Origin of the sequence: Succinivibrio faecicola, assembly GCF_019448115.1 — a bacterium.
Classification (GTDB): Bacteria; Pseudomonadota; Gammaproteobacteria; order Enterobacterales; family Succinivibrionaceae; genus Succinivibrio; species Succinivibrio faecicola.
On sequence record NZ_JAGFNY010000002.1, the window covers coordinates 1 to 19,081 of the forward strand.

A 19,081-nucleotide genomic window follows, 5' to 3' on the forward strand; every position below is an offset into this window, starting at 1 on the left:
TCTCTTTGTTATTTAAGTAATTTTACTTTACTGCAATACTTTTTATATTTTATTATTTGACAAGTATATTTTTTATTGTATACTTTAAATGTAAGGTTAACAAAAATAAGTTTTTTCTTACGTTTCTTCTTATAACCTCCTGTTAACCTTACATCCCCCTCAAAAAAAATTCTAATTTTCCAAAATTATCGAAAATAAACTCAAAATGGATACTAGCGATCCGTAAGGAGCATTTATGTTGGATTTTAATAACTGCTTTTATTTATATAGAAGTAACTATGAACTGAGTATTGTTGATAATTTCAGGATCATTGACGACAAGCAAATCGAACTGAATATAAAACACGCTGACAACTCAGTTTCAAATGAAATTGTAGACAAGAGTTTCATAACAAGCTTTCTTAAAGCTCTCGACGAAAAAGAGTTAAATGATCTTATAAATAACAGAGACATCGCCATTGTAGAGAGAAAATTCTACTGTATAGCCCAAAACAATGAAATTTGTCTTGATATTCAGAACGTTATCGATGGAATAAATCAATCGATTTATGGTTACTGTCTGACAGATGGTGATTTTAATGAATACAGAGCTTTAATGTACTACTACGTCATTAAAAATTTCATTGAGTTTAATGTAATTAAAGTAGATACAAAAGTGTCTTTTGAAGCACTTCCATCAAAAAAGGACTGCATTTTAGCCATTCTAGAAGGTTTTTATGACTATATTTGCTATACAAATAAATCAGAGCTTATGCTAAAAGATCTTGAACAAATGACAAAAGCATATTTGAAGGCAAAAAAGATCACCTATGCTAGAGCTTTGTGCAACGACTTTGCAAAACTTCATTTTGTAAAGAACTTCAATAAGTTGTCTGAATGTTCTAATTCTCAAAGAGAATTATATAAAGATGCAGCTTTCTATCTTGCAAAGAAAGGATATAAATCTGCAATGAAGATTTGCATAAACGGTCTTTTCTATGAAGAAAAATGGTGTGGTTCAGATGACAGGCGACTGTTTAGACTCCTTCACAATTCTTTATACAGTTGCAAAAGAGAGATGAGAGAAAACAATGGAGAATGCACCGACAGCATGTTCAGTGAATACTATGTTCTTTTAAGCAAGGTTTATCTTAGAAACAGCAAAGATACAAATGATTATAAGGACATGGCAAAATGCATTCTAAATGAGGCTATACAAATGGGTTTTGATACTGCAAAGATCTATTTAAAAGAGATTGAAGATAAAGAAAAAGCTGACATACAGAATAAAGCGTTTTCAGATAAAAACATTTATTCATACATAACTGTAAATGACATTACCTGTGAAGAAATAGCCAAAAAAGAATTTTTAGAAGGAAAATTCGATAATGCCTTTGCTCTGCTTATGTTAAGAGAGTCTGAGTATTATGAAAACTTTGCAAGAAGAGCTAATTTAAGTTTCGGCTTTTATCAATGCATGTATTTCTCAGCTCAATCTTGCATGATTGCATTAAGAGCACTTCTTTACAAAATGCAAAATAATGAAGAGAAAAAAGACAGAGCTCTATTTGACTCAATTTTAAGCATATTAAAAAAACTGATGAAAGTACGTGATTTTGATGAGCCAAAATACAGGATCATTGAAAATAGCAGAGGCTTTTACTATCTACTTAAATATTCTCTATTTAAGAATGATTATATGAAACTAGTTGTTAACGGCGATTGTATAACTGTCACAAGATACAATGCTGATGGCCAAAAATTACCTGTTTTTATCACCTGCAAAAAGTGCTGGTACTTTGGTTTTGAAGATTCTCTTGTATTAAATATTAAGAACAAAAATGCAAATAAGAATCTATTAGAGAAAAAAGAAATAATTTTTGATGAAGTACACAGCGATTACCTCTCTTATAAAGGAGAAAAAGTATGTTCAATCGAAAATCTAAAGTTTGAATATATTCCACCATATCAGATTGATTTTTCAAAAGGCTATGAAACTATGAAAGAAAACTGCCTACCATTTGATGAGACTGTAAGAAAAGATTTAGGTTCACAAATAGATGGCAAAGATAGAAAAACAGCTGATGCACTTAATAAAGCATATACAGTTATTGAAAAAGAAAAGAATTCATCCTGGAAGATAAAAGAATACTATCTTCATAAAAAAGATGGAAAATCTTATTTTAGTTCAAAAAACGGATCTCTTTTTAATAAGGGTAGTGCTTTACAAACTAAAGGTACTCAGACAGGATTAGAATTTTCAAAAGATGAATTTGAAAAGCTACCTAATTTAGATGAGGATACACTCTCAATGCTTTTAGCATGTCCTACAGAAAAGATGATTGACGATTTTTTAAGTCATGAATACCTGTTAACACAGACAATGTATGCCGATATCGAATCGATGATAAGTAGCTTTGTATATTTACAGAAAATTGATAAAAAACACAGATGTGAGTACAAGAAGATCATCAAATTTTACTGTGCAAATGCAATGTTCTGTTTTCCTGAAAAGCTAGAAGAACAATTTAGAGATGACGGTGTAAGTACCTACGATCTTGTTGAAGAGTTCCTCTTCTTAATAGATCAGGATGAGCTGAGTTTATGTTCATCATTTGTTGAAAAGCTTGAACTTATAAAGGATGGAAAGGATTTTAGTGCTATCGAAAGTAAAAAATACACACCTTCGCAGAAACTAAAAAGAATTAGAGAAATTGCAGATGAAGAGCCGATGTTTGCAAGCAGCCTTAGCAAAGAAGCTGATAGGAATTTAATCAGAGCATTTTTAAAAGAAATAGAACAAACCCACCCTGAGGATTATAAATATTTCAAGAACTCTGAAATGAACGAAATATATGAGGTGATCTGATTATATAAGTTCAGGTAAATGATCTTTTAAAGATCTAAATCATTTAGTTTGCAACTTCTTAGATAAAAGCATTTTATACACAAAGAAAACAAAATACTAACAAGTAAATTCTCAGATGTTGCAAACTTTAATTTACTCTAACAGAATAAGGAATTTTTATGAATAATCTATTTTTTAGAATTAATGATCAGTGGTTAAGATACGATCTTGATAATTCAAAGCCAATTGCAATTCAGTCAAAAGATGATGGTATCGATTTATCAGATAATATTTTCAAAGTAATTGAAGATGACAAGGAATGTTTAAGAAAACTTACTGATTTAGCATATGCTCCTGCATTTGGACTGAATGAACTTATAGAAAATCCATCTGAAATAAAAAACGCACTGTGCTCTTTTAATTTAGCACAATCTGATAATTCTAAAGATTCTTTAACTTACCATGTCAGTGCTGCATTCTGCTGTGAAATAGATATAAATGACGAAATTCCAGTTACAGCAAAAGTATTTGAAAAAATACTGACAGAACTAAAAACTATCGATCAGAAACCAGGTGAAGCGTACTGCTCTTTACTCTTCTTTTTAAAAGAGTCCTACATTATAGAACTTTTGCAGATAAAGGATTACGGCTACGGATTTCCAAAGCTTACAGATTTCTTTGATTTTGCAATGGATGCTGTTAATGAGAAGTTTACTCAAGGACACAATATATTTTTTGATACTTTTATAGAGTGTGCCCACAACATAGCATTCCATGATGAAAAACAGCCTGAAAAATTCAGTTTTTCAACTGATCTTGAGATGCAGTATTACACATCATCAATGACTTCATTATACGGTTTCGATCTTGAACAGGCTCCTGATGAGGTTGTTCAAAGATTCAGAGACTGCATGGAATATTTAAGCTCTCAAGGTGATGCCTGTGGACTATATTATATTGGTAAGGTCAGTGTTCTTGATGGAAACAGAGTTTTTCCAAGAGATGTTAAAACAGGCGAAGAGTATCTGCATATTCTTCTAGAGGATTGCGATGATGAAGAATTCACTCATTCAGATGAGGTATGCACCTTGCTAGGTGATCTGTATAGTGCAGATAGCGAACTTGGTGAAGCTGATTACGATAAGGCCTTTAAGTACTATTCCATTGCAGAAAAATATGGTTCTAAAATGGCAATTAACAGTATATTCAAGTTGCTGCTAGATGACCGTATTGAGCACATACCAAGTTCTCTTGTAGAGAAATATTCTGATCTTTTAAAGAAAGAAATCACAGACAGCTCATTCTTTTTATTTAAAGCTGCTAATGACTATGTTGCCGCAATGCTAGTATCACTTGGCGATGAGTGCAGAAATAATGCTGATTATCTGGCAATTGCATGTTACGACTATGTTAAAGACAATTATCTTCTCAAGGCATTAAAGTACTACCTTGAAGCACAAAAATGCATTGAACTTCTCATGAAAAAAGGCTTTGATTTCAATCTTGTTAAGCTCAACGATGATCTCGAATCAAAAATTGATGAAGTAAAAAGCATTCTAAAAGATAAATGCAACCACAAAGAGATCACTATCAACACAGATAAAATACTTGAAAAATTTGACTATATCGTGCCACTTATGAAGCAATCTGGTTTGTCTTTTATGTTTGAGTACAACAAAAATACAAAAGTGCTGAGCATTACTGCAGATAATACAGAATATCTAGATGATGTAAATTTCATCTGTTGCATACCTGAATGCTCATTTTGCGAATATGTTGACAGGATAATACTTAATGTAGACAACATAGACTTTCTTCCAAAAGATGAAAGATTTGATTTTGAAGATACAATCGAGGTTCCTTTTGATGCAATTGATGGCTTTACCTTGAAGGAAGGTGATGAAGAAGTTGCAACAATAAATAAAACATTCACAATAAGGATCAGCGATCAGACTGCTAGCGAGTATGAAGTAGAAAATTCATAAAAAAAATTTTGCAATGACCTATTGATTCTGTAAGAAAAATTAGTATAATTTCCCGCGTTGACTGGATATCAGAGCGGGAATAGCTCAGTTGGTAGAGCATAACCTTGCCATGGTTAGGGTCGCGAGTTCGAACCTCGTTTCCCGCTCCAGATTACAGTAACCTTCCTTTTACAGCTTTATGCTGTTTTTTGCCCAGGTGGTGAAATTGGTAGACACAAGGGACTTAAAATCCCTCGGAACTTATACTTCCGTGTCGGTTCGACTCCGACCCCGGGCACCACTTTAAATCCCAGACATTTGATTAAAATCGTAAGTATATTTATTACATTTCCTTTGATTGATTCAAAAAGATAGTCGCTATACATGATTTCTCTATTTAATCATTCACTCTGATATAAGAATATAATTAGTGTGACATTAGGCATAAAAAAAAATGCGAATTATATTGCGTTCTACATTAGAAAAAATTTGTGACTTTCTTCTAAGTCTTTGAAATAAAAAGCTCTTTTTTTAACCAATTTCATTAAAATATTCAGATAACTTTTGCAAACCTGAATAATTGCATTTTTATATGCAAACGTTTGTATTCTTATCTATATAAAAAAAATAAATAGAACTAGGCTATATGGCGGTTATCACTTTAAAGAACAATCCATATAAACCACTTCCTATAGGACTTTTTGAAAATATTGCCTATGGAATGGGTGATTTTGCAAGCTGTATGCTCTATGTAGGAGCGCAGACTTTCCTAATGTACTATTACACCGAATTTGCTGGCGTGAATATGGCAATTGTTGCTCTTATCATGCTGTTTTCAAGAATTTTTGACGGTGTTACAGACATCATTATGGGACATATCATTGAGCATACTAACTCCCCTCTTGGAAAAGCAAGAAGCTGGATCTTCAAAATGCTCATTCCCTTTATACTTGGTTCAACTCTCCTCTTCTCAGTTCCTCAAGGATGGAATGATGTCTCAAAGCTCATCTATATATTCTTTACATACAACTTTACAATGAGCTGTGTGTATACAGCAATTAACCTGCCATATGGTGCAATGAGCGCATCAATGACACAGGATCAAAAACAGAGAACTATTCTTGTTCTTTTCAGAATGGTACTTGCTGCAGCTGGTCAGGCTCTGATTGTTAACATCACCATGCCTCTTGTTAATTTCTTCGGTGCTGATGCAAAAGCCTGGACATATACATTCTTGATCGTTGGTTTTGCAGGCTCAATTATTTTCTTTTTTACTTTCTTATTGTGCCATGAAAGAGTTCAAGCAAAAGAGACCATTAAAAATGACGGTGTAGCTGATTCACTAAAGTGTCTGTTCTCTAACAAGTACTGGCTGATGCTGACAATTGCATTCTTCTGTGTATATACAGCAGACGTTACTTTCAATACTGTAAATATCTACTACTGCAAATATTACCTTTCAGATGACGGTCTTGTAGGTATTTTTGGTACCATCTTCAATATATCAAGACTGGTTGTAATGATTGCAATAATACCAATCCTTGTACGTTATATATGTAAACGAAACATGCTTCTTTTTGCATGTGTTCTTATGATAATTTCGGTATCATTCCGTCTTGCAATGCCATACAGCATGAATGCATTTTACGCAGGCTCACTTTTCTGGGGACTAGGTCAGGGTTTTGCTATGGCTAATCTGTATGCAATGATCCCTGATACTGTTGAATATGGTGAATACAAAGATGGTGTGAGACATGAAGGATACATTTATGCAGGTGCATCTTTCAGCTCTAAGGTTGCAGGTGGTTTTGGACCTGTAATCATGGGATTCATTTTAAGTCTTGCAGGCTATATACCAAATGCACAGATTCAGCAGGAGAATGCTTCACAGGCTATTCTTTTGACCAGCACTCTGGTTCCTATGATTATTCTTTTAGTTGCAATTATTGCAATGTCTAAATACCGTCTTGATAAAGAATACACTCAAATTCTTGAAGAAATTAAATTAAGAAAACAAAAAGATTTCTTCTAAGATCAATTAAGCTCTGCAGATTGTTGATTCTGCAGAGTTATTTTTCATGATAAACCTTATATGGACATACCAAAAATCGTCATGGATATTGTAAATAGTGGACTCTCAATATAATGAATGTGCTTCTTTAACTCAACTAAAAAAACGACTTCTTTATTTTGAACTAAGGATCTGTTAGCGGAATTAATTATCCCATATTAAAATATATACGAAGATAATAATATGGCACGCAAAAATAAGTATTCATGTTAAAAATCTATTCAAGATGATCCGGTTTTTTGGGTACAAAAGACGGATCAACTTCGCATGATATTGACGGATCACTTTCGTGATTTTTAACAATACATTAAAAAAAATGAATATCACCAAACTTACATCACGTAGAGCACTCTACACCGGTAGTTTTACCAGAACAGAAATAACTGATGTTTTACACAGGATCTTATCAGTCAGATTTGATTGCGAGCTTATCCCCGCCAGAGATATGAAAGAGGCTTTAAAAGCATCTAAAAAATAAGAAAAAAATTTTTTCTGATTAAAAATATTACTACAAGTTAAAATGACTAACTTGTTGTAATATAAAGATTTTAAGCTGTAACTGTAAAAATCGAGATTATAGCAAAGTCCGCATTATAAAAAGTGGTGTAGCTAGACGAATTTCGGGCGCCTTGCCACCCGAGAACGATTTTATGCCGTCACAGTACCTTGTGAAACATCTTGTTTTGCTTCTTTGTTTGTTCTACCTGGCTTATTATATGATTGTAATCCATCAATATGCTCAAATAAATCATCTGCGACAGGATGCCAGAGAGGATCAAGAACAAAATCAATACCTTCTCTTCTTGCTAATTTTGCAGCAGGAACAAAATCACTATCACCAGCAATAAGGATAATCTGATCAACTTGTTTTTTTAGAGCCAAGGAAGTAATGTCAATGCCAATACGCATATCAACACCCTTCTGTTTTGCATTTATTCTTAAATCGTCTTCTGTTAACTCAGAAAAATTTTTATCTCCTCTAAAGAGTTTCTTTAAAACATCCTCTTTCAAAACATACTGAGGAGCTTCAGATAACCTTCCCATACGTAAAGCAAACTTTCTTCTATGCTTTAATTCATCATAAAAAGCTTCCGTCCACTTAAATACGTCTGACTTTCTGAAATTAACAGTCTTTCCTGTAATAGGATTAAAAATATTATCTGTAAGCCATGGACAATCATAATAAAAGACTCTATACAGATATGAATTACCTACATGTTTATGACAATAAGATTCAAGCTCATCAGCTCTTTCTTTTGCAGACTTTTCTCCCCATAAAGATTTTGCTCTTTTTCTGTAAAATCCACCATCTACAAGAATAGCTGTTCTGATTTTGTCCATAAAACAATATTCCATATACTATAAGACCTCGACTTCGTCACTTCTCTGAGAGTGAGAGGACTAATGTCGAGGTCTGAAACTTTATTTACTAAAAAGATTACAGCAAAAAATAAAAATGTCAATATATTAGGATAAAAAAACATAACTTAGGACAAGTCAGAAATTCTCCATAAACTGCTGATACATTTTGTCTTTGAATTTAGAGTTCCGTTCCTCAGACTTTTGCAAATCCTGCTCATAAAGAAAGGTCTTTGGTTCATTGCTTTTAAACGGTTCTATTCCCAGAAGCCATTTTGCTGCAATGGTTGGATCTTTATGAGCGCGCATATAATGTCTGCAGAGTATTCTCTTCTTCTGATAAGAAACACCGCGCTCTTTACAGAATAAGCTCATTGAGCGATAACACTTGCCTTCAAATTCAAACACCTTCATTCATGATCCTTAGCTGTTGAGAATCAACCGTCCCCCCCTTCTGATTAAATCACAGATAGCCTGAGTAGTAACATATTTTAGAGCAGTATCTACAGCAGGATTAAATCTAAAATAGTTTGAACAATGACGTGAAGCACACTCAATTAAAAGAGTCTTCAAATATTTGTTACCATGAGTGATACTTCCAGAATATCTTTTTCCTGCAGAAACGTTATTACCAGGAGCTAATCCAATCCATCTGCAGAAACGTCGTACTGATGTAAAATTGCTTAAATCATTTCCTAATTCACATACCAAACCAATTGCTGTAATCTCTTTAATTCCTGGTATTGTCATTAATAGAGATATTGCAGCTTTGTCTGCATCATTTAGGTTATCTTTGATATATTGCAATCGTTCATCAAGTGATTTATCTAATGCATGAATGATATTCAGATGATCTTTAATTGAAAACCACACAAGACTATTTTTATCAGATTCTAATGCTTCGTATATTTGCTCAGGTTTTGCTTTTAATCTGCCTCTGCCGACATGACTACAAGCATCATTGATAGCCTCTTTTAAAACATCACCTTCAGCACCGTCAATTAAAGCAGTTAGAATCTTAGTAGCAGTCTTTCCTCTAATATCACTGAATACACTAGAAGCTCTACAACCAACCTGACATAATTCTTTATGCAGTATGTTTAAGTGCTTTTTTCTGGTATTCTTGGCATTAGCGTATGCTCTCCATAAACACCTTAATTGCCTAGTGTGCTTTGAAGGAACAAAAGATGCTTTATAACAGCCTTGTCTTGCAACTTCAGCTAGATGCATTGCATCTGCAATATCAGTTTTGCTACCAGATTTATTCTTTACATCTCGAGCATTTACAACAATGATCTGCCTACTTGTAAAACCTACATCTTCAAGAGATTCGTATAAAGACTGCCAGTAAACACCTGTTGATTCCATAATCAAAACTTCAGGTGATTGTTTCTTACACCAATCTGCAAAATCATGTAGAGGTTTCTTGTTTGCTTCACATTGCCAATCAGCAGTGCTTAATTTACCTCTGATAAGGTAAAGGTTACCGCTATTAGCAATTCTCTGTTCAAGCTCTTCGTCTACGTAGCCTCTATCACAGATAATAAGGCAGTTATGGAATCTGTCAGTAAGAACAGAATCCCTTTCAGAGCCTACAGCTTCTGTGATTTCTACATATACGAAGCTTTGTCTTAACACAGAGAAAGCTATATGAAGCTTTAAACCAGGTCTTGGTGCAGAGCCATCAGTATGTGGCCTTCCTTTGCCTTTACAGTCAAAGTTATCAGCACATGAGTATGATAGGTCAATTTCAGTACCATCTACTAAGATGATGTCATCTACCTTAAGCTTTTCTAATAAAGACTTTAAATCCCCGCTAATGAACTTCTTAATCTTTTTAAGAAAGCTCTTACTAAAGGTAGCTGTCATTAGTTCTGACAACATAGTCTTAATAACTTTAAGAGTATTTTCTGACTGTAACTGCTTATGTATGCATTTATGAGTTAAAAGTGATTTACCTAACTTTTTGCAGCCTCTTAAGTAAGCATCATGTACAGAGCGAAGCGTAAACTCAGACTTCTGTGTGGATTTACTCATCTGTGAAAGTGAAGTCAGAATGTAGTCTGAGATAGAGAACTTACGCTCTCTCTTTAAAGCACCACAATCACGAGCATATTGCTTTAAGTTATCCTTAGATAAAACAGTTGTGAATGAATGAGCAGTTGACAAAGATGCTGGGAATATAGATAATTTTGACATGGGATTTCCTTGTTGTTGACGTACTTTTATTATAACATGGGAAATCCCATTTTTATTTAAAAATCATACAGTTAACATCATTTATCCACTTTCCGTTCAATCGTCCAATTTTTTGGAAAAAACACACCAAAATCAGGCGTTTTAACGAAAAGTTAATTTTTTAACCTATTGATTTGTATATCAAATTTTTAAAGAACTTTACCTACAGATTGTCTGTCAGGTAGTAATTTTATAAATACCCTTGATTTCAAATAGTTACTAAGATCTTGGGTATGTTAAAATATATACGAAGATAATAAAATGGCACGCAAAAATAAGTATTCATGTTAAAAATCTATTCAAGATGATCCGGATTTTTTGGTACAAAAGACGGATCAACTTCGCATGATATTGACGGATCACTTTCGTGATTTTTAACACTAATCTAAGAATTGTAAGTAACGTATGCAATCCATAGGCAGAAGAGAAATAAAACACCCGCAACAAAATATAAAATCATTTATTCCTCCTAAGGGCGCGAATAAGCACTGTACCAAATAATAATAGCAAACTTGATGTACCTATAATTATAGGCTCTAGTAAATTTGATCGCCAATCCGAATATGCCTTGATCGTATCTTAATTTACATAGTAGTAGGAACATACTCCACATAAAATCAAGAAACAGGCCTTGATTATACCGACATAGATCTCTTTTTTATCTTCTATCTTCATATTCTCTCCTTAAAGATCAATAACCCGAAGGCGTTGACAGGTCGTCACAGTACCTTATCAGGAATTAGACAGATCAAGTAAATCAAAATACATCAGTCTGGTATTTGGTTTTTCCTGATTCGCATTCACTTTCTCATAAGCTAATTCCTGGGTATCAGTTGAGAACAAGAAACGAAATTTGTTTTCAGAATAAAATTTTAAAACTCTAGGAGAGTTAAGAGCATCAACTATCACAAAACGACAGCCGGTTTTATTTTCAGGTTCACTAAACCAATTTTTTACATAATCAAGGATCTCACTGCCATAACCTTTACCGCAATAGTCTTTATTAACTCCAAGACGTCCAATCAAAACAGCAGGATATCTTTTCAGGTGCTTATGTGTAGATTCAATTAGTTTCTTTCGTCTGTTGTTTGGCAAATCATAAATTCTCAAACTGTCATTTGCGACAGTAAAAGCAACAATAATTCTGTATTCTTTTCCTAATTGATTAGTTTCTTCTGGAGTAAGAACTTCAATTAAACAATAGGTCTTACCCATAAGCTTTTCTCTGTAAAGAACAGCTTCATTGTTAAAAAAGTCATCTAAATCATCATCACCGCAAGAAAAACAAAAGCTCCTATCAAGGAGCTTTTTAGTCAGTTCGGCGAACCTAAGACCGTCTAATGTACTCATAATTTATAAAACCAAAGGATTGGCAAATAATTTCTTCATACCCTGATATTTAGGATCTTTAGTTATATCTCTTAATTTACCGGCAGCTTTACGCTCTTTATAACGACGCTCAGCATCTTCTGCTATTTTTAAGAAGGTTGCTGCAGCCTCACCCTCTAAAGTAGGGATCACTTTAATTGGTCTAGCCATTTTTCAGTCCTCTTAAACAAATTATTCTTAGAAAGAAGTATAGTTAACTATTCAAAATAAAACTTGTACATTATATACAAATCTTAACCAAAATATACAAACATTACACTTATTGCAACACATAAGAGCAGATAAAGATAAGTTAAAGCACATCAGAATGCGAGTTTTAAATGATTTCGGGATAGGTTAGGATAGATAAGATTTTATAGAATTGGTGCCCAGGACGAGACTTGAACTCGTACTCCTTGCAGAACTACCCCCTCAAAGTAGCGTGTCTACCAATTTCACCACCTGGGCAACGGTTGATATAATAACAAATATATAGATAAAGTAAATACTTAAATAATATTTTTTTACATGCATTTAATTTATTTTTTCAAAATGATCTCTTTTGAAAAATAAATTTAATAAAAATGAGGACCCCACACTTTCAGAACCTTACAAAATCCTTTAAAAGTGACTTTTTCTTTTCTCGATACTGTATTCTAGTATCTGTAATTTTTCTCATGAGAATACAGAAGATTATCCTCTTTTCCGGTCAGAAGCTTTTTATAGATGACATCATACAGGATCACATTCTGCACATATAATCTTGTTTCCTTAAATGGAATATTCTCAATGTACATTGCACTATCACGTACACCTCCATCCTTTGAAGCCCAGATCTTTATTCTGCCAGGTCCAGCATTATATGCAGCTGCTGCAAGAATTCTGTTATTATCAAATCTGTTGAGCATATCCTTCAGATAAGCAGAACCCAATCTGATGTTATACTCAGGATTTACAAGATCAGACGGACCTCTGTAAGACCATTTATTCTTCCTTGAAACAAGTTTTGCAGTTTCAGGCATAAGCTGCATTAAACCTACAGCACCAACTGGAGATTTAATATTTGGATTTAGCATACTCTCCTGTCTTGATATGCCATATAAGAATGAAATAGGCACATTTGAATAGTCAGAGTACTTCTGATACAGCTCAAGATATGGCTTTGGGAATCTGTAATCAAGTGCATCCCATCTTTTTCCTGCAACAACACTTGAAATTGAGTATGCGATATTTCCTGATGATAAAGCCCACTCAGCCATAAGTAAGGCATCTTCGTTTGTAGAGGTCTTTGCAACCTCCTTCCACTCAACAGATGCACAGTAATCATTGAGAACTTTAAATTCAAAGAAACGCACAGCAGCCTTGTTGTGTTTTAGTTTTCCAGGCCAAACTGCTTTTTCAGGCAGTTTTTCATGGTTGAATGGCAGTGGCTTTGACAGCTCTGTTGCGGCAAGGAAACCAAAGAAGCTTCTGTCAGTTGAAACCTGCTCCATTAACTGGTTACTCTGCTCTATACGACCGATTTCACGGGCAGAACGTGCTTTCCAGTATCTCCAGTTAATCAATGAGCGATCATATTCTGTCAGATGATCATACAAGTCATAAACAATCTGCCATTGAGAGAACCAGATTGCCTTTCTCATTCTCATGATTTTGATATCTTCAGTCCACAAAACTGCAGGCAGATTTCTGTCAACCCATGTTACCTCTTCGATAGTAGCCTGTCTTGAAAGGAATGACTGAGCAAAAATCTGCATTATCTCAAGGCGCTGATGATCTGTTACATCGTATTTTTTGCAAAACTGGTCAAAAAGCTCAATTGCATCCTTAGCATTAAGATTTGCAAATCGTTTGAACGCAAGTACAGCAGCTCTGCTCTTATCATCACCATTTATCTGGTACTTTTCATCCATGATTTTTGATGGGTCGTCATATAGATCCATAAGAGCTAATATTCTGTCCTTATAAACTGTATTTGAAAGCGATCTTGCAAGATTCTGTGTAGTCTGCTCATAGTTTCTTGAAATATATGCTCTCTCAAAACGCTCAAGTGTTAGCTTATCTGTAAGATATCCGTGCTTTGCCCAGGTACTAATAAGACCTTCACAACCTTGTGGATACTGCTTTAATCTAAGATAAAGCTTTGAAGCAAATACAGAAGCTGAACTATCTGCAAAACCTCTGTTCCATCTTGCTTCATAATAACGGCACTGTCTTGACAGCTGAACAGAGTTCAGTTCAACATTGTCTTCAAAAGGCTTCTTTCCTATGAGTTCAAGAACCTTTTTATATTGTTTTCTTTTAGACAGATAATCAATATAAACACTCTTAACATAGGAGTTTAACTCCTGATGATGGGACTGCTTTAAAAACTGTTTTACCTGTGAATACTTTTCAATCTTAGGATCTTCAACCAGATAATAGTAGTCAATCCAGACAGCAAGAGGATAGCCTTTTAAATAATTGTGCTTTATATACAGAGCTTTTTGCTCATCTCCCTTTTTAATGGCTGTTTTTGCATCAACAAAGTAATTTCTCTGCATAACAAGCTTGGGAGTTGTTTCAAGAAGCGGATTTTTCAGCATTGAATCTGAAACTGATTTTGGAGTTTCCTTGTTAAAAGGAGGCTTAACATTTAAAGGAGGCTTTTTGACAGATGCAACACTTTTATTTGCAACACTCTTTTTTACTGCAGTTTTCTTTTTTAAATTACTTTTAATCTGAGCTTTTGAGATAGCCTTTTTTATATTCTTTCTGGTATTGGCTTTTTTCAAAGCTCTTGCATTTTTCTTTTTTGCAGCCTTTACAACTTTCTTTTTAGCTGTACTCTTCTTGGTGCTGCTGGTGGTGTTATCTGCAGCATAGGCATTAAATACTGGAGTTACTGATGTAATAAAAAATAAAACTGATAAACAAAGTATCAGTTTTCTAAAAAAAATCTTCATTAAAAAGCTCTTTGTCATGTTCTATCCTACCTTTAAGATTATACGACAAAGAGCTTTAAATGAACTTATTTTTTATCGCAAAGTTTAATTAACTTCTTGTAAATACTGTGTAATAGCCGATTAACAGAAGAACTGCAATTACAGAAGTCAGGATATAGCGGTAATAGATCCTAAGTTTTGATGAAACTCTTGCACCCTTACCAGTATTACACTCATTAATGTAGTTAAGCCAGCCCATACCAGACTTTGATGTTACAAACAGTACTAAAACCAATGATCCGATTGGAAGAATATTGTTTGAAATCAGGAAATCACAAAAATCTGTAATATTTGTATTAGAGCCTATAAGATGTACATCACTTAGCACATTAAAGCCAAGAACAGGAAGAACTGACAGCGCCAGTATTACAAAGAAATTGTATAAAACAGCAGTCTTTCTCTTGATGTTAAACAGCTCAAGACTTGCTGCAATAATATTTTCAAACACAGCAATTAAGGTTGATACTGCAGCAATGAGCATAAACAGGAAGAATAATCCACCCCAGAATGAGCCTAAAGACATATTTGAAAATACGCTTGTCATGGTAACAAACAGAAGATTTGGACCTGCATCTGGCTGAATATCATAGGTAAAGCATGCCGGGAAGATTACAAAGCCGGCTAAAATGGCAACTATAGTATCAAGTGCTGCAATAAACAGAGCCTCATTAAGCAGCGAGTGACGGTTTGACATATAGCTTCCAAAAATAGCTATACCACCCATACCTGTTGATAAGGTAAAGAATGCCTGTCCCATAGCTGCCCAGATTGCCTCATAGATATTCTCACTGAATTTTTCAAAATCAGGCTTCAAATAGAACTCAACACCTTTAGAAAAACCATCAAGTGTGCATGATCTTGCAGCCATGAATACTAAAAGTGCTATAAGAATAATCATAAGTGGCTTTGTATATTTTTCTACGCCCTTTACAACACCTAAAGAAACAATCATGAATGCAAAACATACAACTGCAACCATGCAGCTGAATAATGCTGCAGGATTTGAAAGCAGTGATGTAAAATTATCAATAGCCATCTGCTTTGGCATATTCTTTGGAATTGAATCTGACATGAACAGGAAAAAATTGTAAAGCATCCAGCCTGTTATGATGCCGTAAAATGACATCAGAATATAGTTACCTGCAAGCTGCCACCATTTGTTTACATGCCAGTGAGAGCCTTTTTGCTCTAAGGTCTCATAACACATTGCAATAGACTTTCTTGAGGCTCTGCCAACTGCAAGCTCAACTGTTAAAAGAGGAATGCCTAATGTAAGCAGAAAGAAAAGATATACAAGTACAAAGCATGCACCGCCATACTGACCTGCAATGAAAGGGAAGCGCCAGACATTTCCAATACCAACAGCACAACCTGCGGCAATTAAGATAAAGCCAAGTCTTGTTTTAAAAAGTTCTCTTGTCTGTTCCATATCTAACCTTTAAAAAACAGTGAATAATAACCTAACAGTAATACAGCTGTTACTATTGGTGTCAGAACAAATTTATAGTAGTTTTTAAGCTTTAATGACATGTTAAAGCCCTTACCGATATTGCACTCTTCAATATATTTTTCAAATTTCATACCTGATTTTGATACAACAAACAGGACAAATACTAAAGAGCCAATAGGCATGATGTTGTTAGATACCAGAAAATCAAAGAATCCCAATAGATCAAATCTGCCGTTAACAAGCTTTACATCACTTAGAAGATTGTAACCTAGCAGTGGCAGCAGACACAGTGTAATGATTACAACAAAGTTGATGATTACAGCTGTAAGTCTTTTTACCTTTAGAAGTTCAATTGTTCCTGCAATTGAGCTTTCAAAAACAGCAATCATTGTTGAAATAGCAGCTATAAGCATAAACAGGAAGAATAAGCTTCCCCAGAAGGTACCAAAAGTCATGTGAGAGAATACAACAGTCATTGTAAGATACAGAAGATTTGGACCTGAATCTGGTGAAATTCCGTATGTAAAACAGGCAGGGAAGATTACAAGACCAGAGAGGAAGGCAACGAGTGTATCAAATACAGCAATAAAGATAGCTTCGTTTAAAATCTTGTGACGCTCTGACATATAGCTGCCAAAAATAGCAATTGCACCAAAGCCTACAGACAGTGTGAAGAAAGCCTGACCCATTGCAGCCCAGACAGCCTCTAAAAAGTTATTCTCAAGCTTTGCAAGATCAGGTTTTAGATAAAAGGAAATACCTTCAGAAAAACCATCAAGAGTAAATGAGCGAACTGCCATTGTAATCAGCAGAAGAATAAGGATAACCATAAGAGGCTTGGTTATTCTCTCAACTCCCTTTACAACACCTAAAGCAACTACTGCATAAGAGAATATCACACATACAAGTACTAAGCTGTACATCAGACTTGGGGACGCCAAAAGCTCGGTAAATCTTTTTGCTGCATCAGCTCTATCAATATCATGAGGGATCTCATTGAAGGCAAAAGACATGAAGTAGTACAGCATCCAGCCTGCAACTACAACATAAAATCCCATCAAAAAGTAGTTACCGGAAAACTGCCACCACTTGTTTACATGCCAGTAGGAGCCTTTATCTTCAAGTTTCTCATAGCAGTAAGCCATTGATGATCTTGAGCGTCTTCCAATTGAAAGTTCGATAGTTAGTAAAGGAATACCGATTAGTAACAGGAAGAAAAGGTACATGAGCACAAAATATGCTCCACCATACTGACCTACAATAAATGGGAATCTCCATACATTGCCGATGCCGACTGCACATCCTGAGGCAATGAGAAGAAAACCAAGTCTTGTCTTAAAGATCTCTCTTTGCATATATACTCCAATTTTTATTGATATTTAATTATGCAAATTTTGCTATATAACCTTGAGCAAATAATGCAAGAACTATAACAGGTAGCACATATTTAAAATAGAAACGAAGCTTTGTGCTTATAGAAAAACCAGAACCAAGATTTGCCTCTTTTATATAGGAATCAAAGCCCCAGCCATAGCTATAGCTTGCATACAGGACATAAACTAATGAGCCTAACTCTATAATGTTCTGTGAGAAAACAAAATCATATAAATCAAGGATTACAGATTTTTCACCCATAGGTTTGATGAATGAAAGCACATTGAATCCTAAAATTACAGGAAGGCCAAGCAACAGAATAATTATCATGTTAACTATTACAGCATTTACTCTTGTTGTCTTGAATATATCAAGTGAAATACCAATGATATTTTCAAAAACAGCAATTAAAGTTGAAACAGCAGCAAACAGCATGAAGATGAACAGAAGTGATCCCCAGAAATAGCCAAACTGCATATTTGAAAATACTGACAGTAATGTTACAAAGATAAGACCTGGTCCCTGTCCTGGCTGAACGTCATAGCTAAAGCAGGCAGGAAAAATGATAAGACCTGCAAGTATAGCAACGATAGTATCAAGAATCGCTATGGTAGTTGCCTCATATGGGATAGAGCGTGACTTGCTCATATATGATCCGAAAATCTGTAATGAACCGACACCAAGACCTAATGTAAAGAAAGCCTGACTTACAGCTGCAGACAGGATTTCATAGATAGAATCCTTTGTGAATTTTGAAAAATCTGGTTTTAAGTAGTACTCAAGACCTTTTTCAAAACCTGGCAGGAAAAATGAGTGCACTGCAAGAAAAACAAGAAGAACAAACAGTAGAACCATAAGAGGTTTTGTAATTCTCTCAACACCTTTTCTAAGACCAAATGCACAGATAGAAAAAGCAAATACCGTTACAAGAACAGTACACAGAATCATGGCATTTGGATTTGCCAGCAGTTCACCAAAATACTGACCTGACTGAGCTTGGGTTAATGGCTCAACTGTAAAATCTCCTTTTAGCATTCTGTAGCTGTAGTAAAGCATCCATCCTGTAACCATTGTATAGAATGCCATAAGCAAATAGTTACCAGAGATCATGAAATACTTGCACAGATACCATTTCTTACCAGGTGTCAGTGTTTCAAAAGAGTAGCCTATACTCTTTCTTGAGGCACGGCCTATTGCAAGTTCAATACTTACAAGAGGAATACCTAAAATCACAAGAAAAAGAAGATAGATTAGTACAAATGCAGATCCACCATACTGTCCTGTAATATAAGGAAATCTCCATACATTGCCAAGACCGATAGCACAGCCTGCTGTAATTAAAAGAAAACCAAGTCTGGTTGAAAACTGTTCTCTAAGTTGAGTGTTGTTTTTCATAGAATAGCTCATTAAAAAGGCCCGCAGTATTAGTTACATACGAGCCTTTTG

12 protein-coding genes and 3 tRNA genes are annotated in these 19,081 nt (G+C 34.6%); 5 read left to right on the plus strand and 10 right to left on the minus strand.

Annotated features, from left to right (window positions below; translation table 11 throughout):
* Window positions 1-235: 235 nt before the first annotated feature.
* The 5 genes from J5V48_RS01155 (at window position 236) to J5V48_RS01175 (ending at window position 6,823) form a co-directional block, all read left to right on the plus strand.
* A complete protein-coding gene (locus tag J5V48_RS01155) occupies window positions 236-2,848 on the plus strand; it encodes a hypothetical protein (protein WP_219936108.1) in 2,613 nt (870 codons plus the stop codon).
* A 158-nt stretch (window positions 2,849-3,006) separates the two neighbouring features.
* Window positions 3,007-4,812 (plus strand): hypothetical protein, encoded by a 1,806-nt coding sequence (locus J5V48_RS01160; protein ID WP_219936110.1) that lies wholly within the window; start codon window positions 3,007-3,009, stop codon window positions 4,810-4,812.
* Window positions 4,813-4,885: 73 nt separating this feature from the next.
* A tRNA-Gly gene (locus J5V48_RS01165) sits at window positions 4,886-4,961 on the plus strand.
* A gap of 41 nt (window positions 4,962-5,002) precedes the next feature.
* Window positions 5,003-5,092, plus strand: a tRNA-Leu gene (locus J5V48_RS01170).
* Between the two features lie 345 nt (window positions 5,093-5,437).
* Entirely contained in the window at window positions 5,438-6,823 is a 1,386-nt protein-coding gene (locus tag J5V48_RS01175) for an MFS transporter (protein WP_219936112.1), read from the plus strand.
* A gap of 687 nt (window positions 6,824-7,510) precedes the next feature.
* On the opposite strand, the gene J5V48_RS01180 is transcribed toward J5V48_RS01175, so the two are convergent.
* The 10 genes from J5V48_RS01180 to J5V48_RS01225 all read right to left on the minus strand — a co-directional run bounded on the left by J5V48_RS01180 (window position 7,511) and on the right by J5V48_RS01225 (window position 19,030).
* The gene (locus tag J5V48_RS01180) at window positions 7,511-8,203 is read right to left on the minus strand and encodes an NYN domain-containing protein (RefSeq protein WP_219936114.1); all 693 of its coding nucleotides are present in this window, start codon (window positions 8,201-8,203) and stop codon (window positions 7,511-7,513) included.
* A gap of 156 nt (window positions 8,204-8,359) precedes the next feature.
* Window positions 8,360-8,635, minus strand: a complete 276-nt coding sequence (locus J5V48_RS01185) for a hypothetical protein (protein ID WP_219936116.1) — start codon at window positions 8,633-8,635, stop codon at window positions 8,360-8,362.
* 9 nt (window positions 8,636-8,644) lie between these two features.
* Complete coding sequence (locus J5V48_RS01190) at window positions 8,645-10,420, minus strand: IS110 family RNA-guided transposase (RefSeq protein WP_219936118.1); 1,776 nt, start codon at window positions 10,418-10,420, stop codon at window positions 8,645-8,647.
* A gap of 771 nt (window positions 10,421-11,191) precedes the next feature.
* Window positions 11,192-11,809, minus strand: coding sequence for an N-acetyltransferase (locus J5V48_RS01195; protein ID WP_219936120.1), 618 nt, complete (start codon window positions 11,807-11,809; stop codon window positions 11,192-11,194).
* A gap of 3 nt (window positions 11,810-11,812) precedes the next feature.
* Window positions 11,813-11,998 carry a hypothetical protein gene (locus tag J5V48_RS01200; protein WP_219936122.1) on the minus strand — a complete coding sequence of 62 codons (186 nt, stop codon included), beginning with the start codon at window positions 11,996-11,998 and terminating at the stop codon, window positions 11,813-11,815.
* Window positions 11,999-12,210: 212 nt separating this feature from the next.
* Window positions 12,211-12,295: transfer RNA gene (locus J5V48_RS01205), tRNA-Leu, on the minus strand.
* Window positions 12,296-12,483: 188 nt separating this feature from the next.
* The gene (locus J5V48_RS01210) at window positions 12,484-14,772 is read right to left on the minus strand and encodes a transglycosylase SLT domain-containing protein (protein ID WP_219936124.1); all 2,289 of its coding nucleotides are present in this window, start codon (window positions 14,770-14,772) and stop codon (window positions 12,484-12,486) included.
* Between the two features lie 88 nt (window positions 14,773-14,860).
* Complete coding sequence (locus J5V48_RS01215) at window positions 14,861-16,240, minus strand: sodium-dependent transporter (protein WP_219936126.1); 1,380 nt, start codon at window positions 16,238-16,240, stop codon at window positions 14,861-14,863.
* 2 nt (window positions 16,241-16,242) lie between these two features.
* The gene (locus J5V48_RS01220; RefSeq protein ID WP_219936128.1) at window positions 16,243-17,616 is read right to left on the minus strand and encodes a sodium-dependent transporter; all 1,374 of its coding nucleotides are present in this window, start codon (window positions 17,614-17,616) and stop codon (window positions 16,243-16,245) included.
* A gap of 28 nt (window positions 17,617-17,644) precedes the next feature.
* On the minus strand, window positions 17,645-19,030 hold the full coding sequence (locus tag J5V48_RS01225; RefSeq protein ID WP_219936131.1) for a sodium-dependent transporter: 1,386 nt from the start codon (window positions 19,028-19,030) through the stop codon (window positions 17,645-17,647).
* Window positions 19,031-19,081: the final 51 nt, after the last annotated feature.

Bases quoted from the DNA above. Each gene is read 5' to 3' on its own strand.
- J5V48_RS01185 (WP_219936116.1), bottom strand. From the start codon at position 8,635: ATGAAGGTGTTTGAATTTGAAGGCAAGTGTTATCGCTCAATGAGCTTA.
- J5V48_RS01160 (WP_219936110.1), top strand. From the start codon at position 3,007: ATGAATAATCTATTTTTTAGAATTAATGATCAGTGGTTAAGATACGAT.
- J5V48_RS01220 (WP_219936128.1), bottom strand. From the start codon at position 17,616: ATGCAAAGAGAGATCTTTAAGACAAGACTTGGTTTTCTTCTCATTGCC.
- J5V48_RS01210 (WP_219936124.1), bottom strand. From the start codon at position 14,772: ATGAAGATTTTTTTTAGAAAACTGATACTTTGTTTATCAGTTTTATTT.
- J5V48_RS01195 (WP_219936120.1), bottom strand. From the start codon at position 11,809: ATGAGTACATTAGACGGTCTTAGGTTCGCCGAACTGACTAAAAAGCTC.
- J5V48_RS01155 (WP_219936108.1), top strand. From the start codon at position 236: ATGTTGGATTTTAATAACTGCTTTTATTTATATAGAAGTAACTATGAA.
- J5V48_RS01190 (WP_219936118.1), bottom strand. From the start codon at position 10,420: ATGTCAAAATTATCTATATTCCCAGCATCTTTGTCAACTGCTCATTCA.
- J5V48_RS01225 (WP_219936131.1), bottom strand. From the start codon at position 19,030: ATGAAAAACAACACTCAACTTAGAGAACAGTTTTCAACCAGACTTGGT.
- J5V48_RS01200 (WP_219936122.1), bottom strand. From the start codon at position 11,998: ATGGCTAGACCAATTAAAGTGATCCCTACTTTAGAGGGTGAGGCTGCA.
- J5V48_RS01215 (WP_219936126.1), bottom strand. From the start codon at position 16,240: ATGGAACAGACAAGAGAACTTTTTAAAACAAGACTTGGCTTTATCTTA.
- J5V48_RS01175 (WP_219936112.1), top strand. From the start codon at position 5,438: ATGGCGGTTATCACTTTAAAGAACAATCCATATAAACCACTTCCTATA.
- J5V48_RS01180 (WP_219936114.1), bottom strand. From the start codon at position 8,203: ATGGACAAAATCAGAACAGCTATTCTTGTAGATGGTGGATTTTACAGA.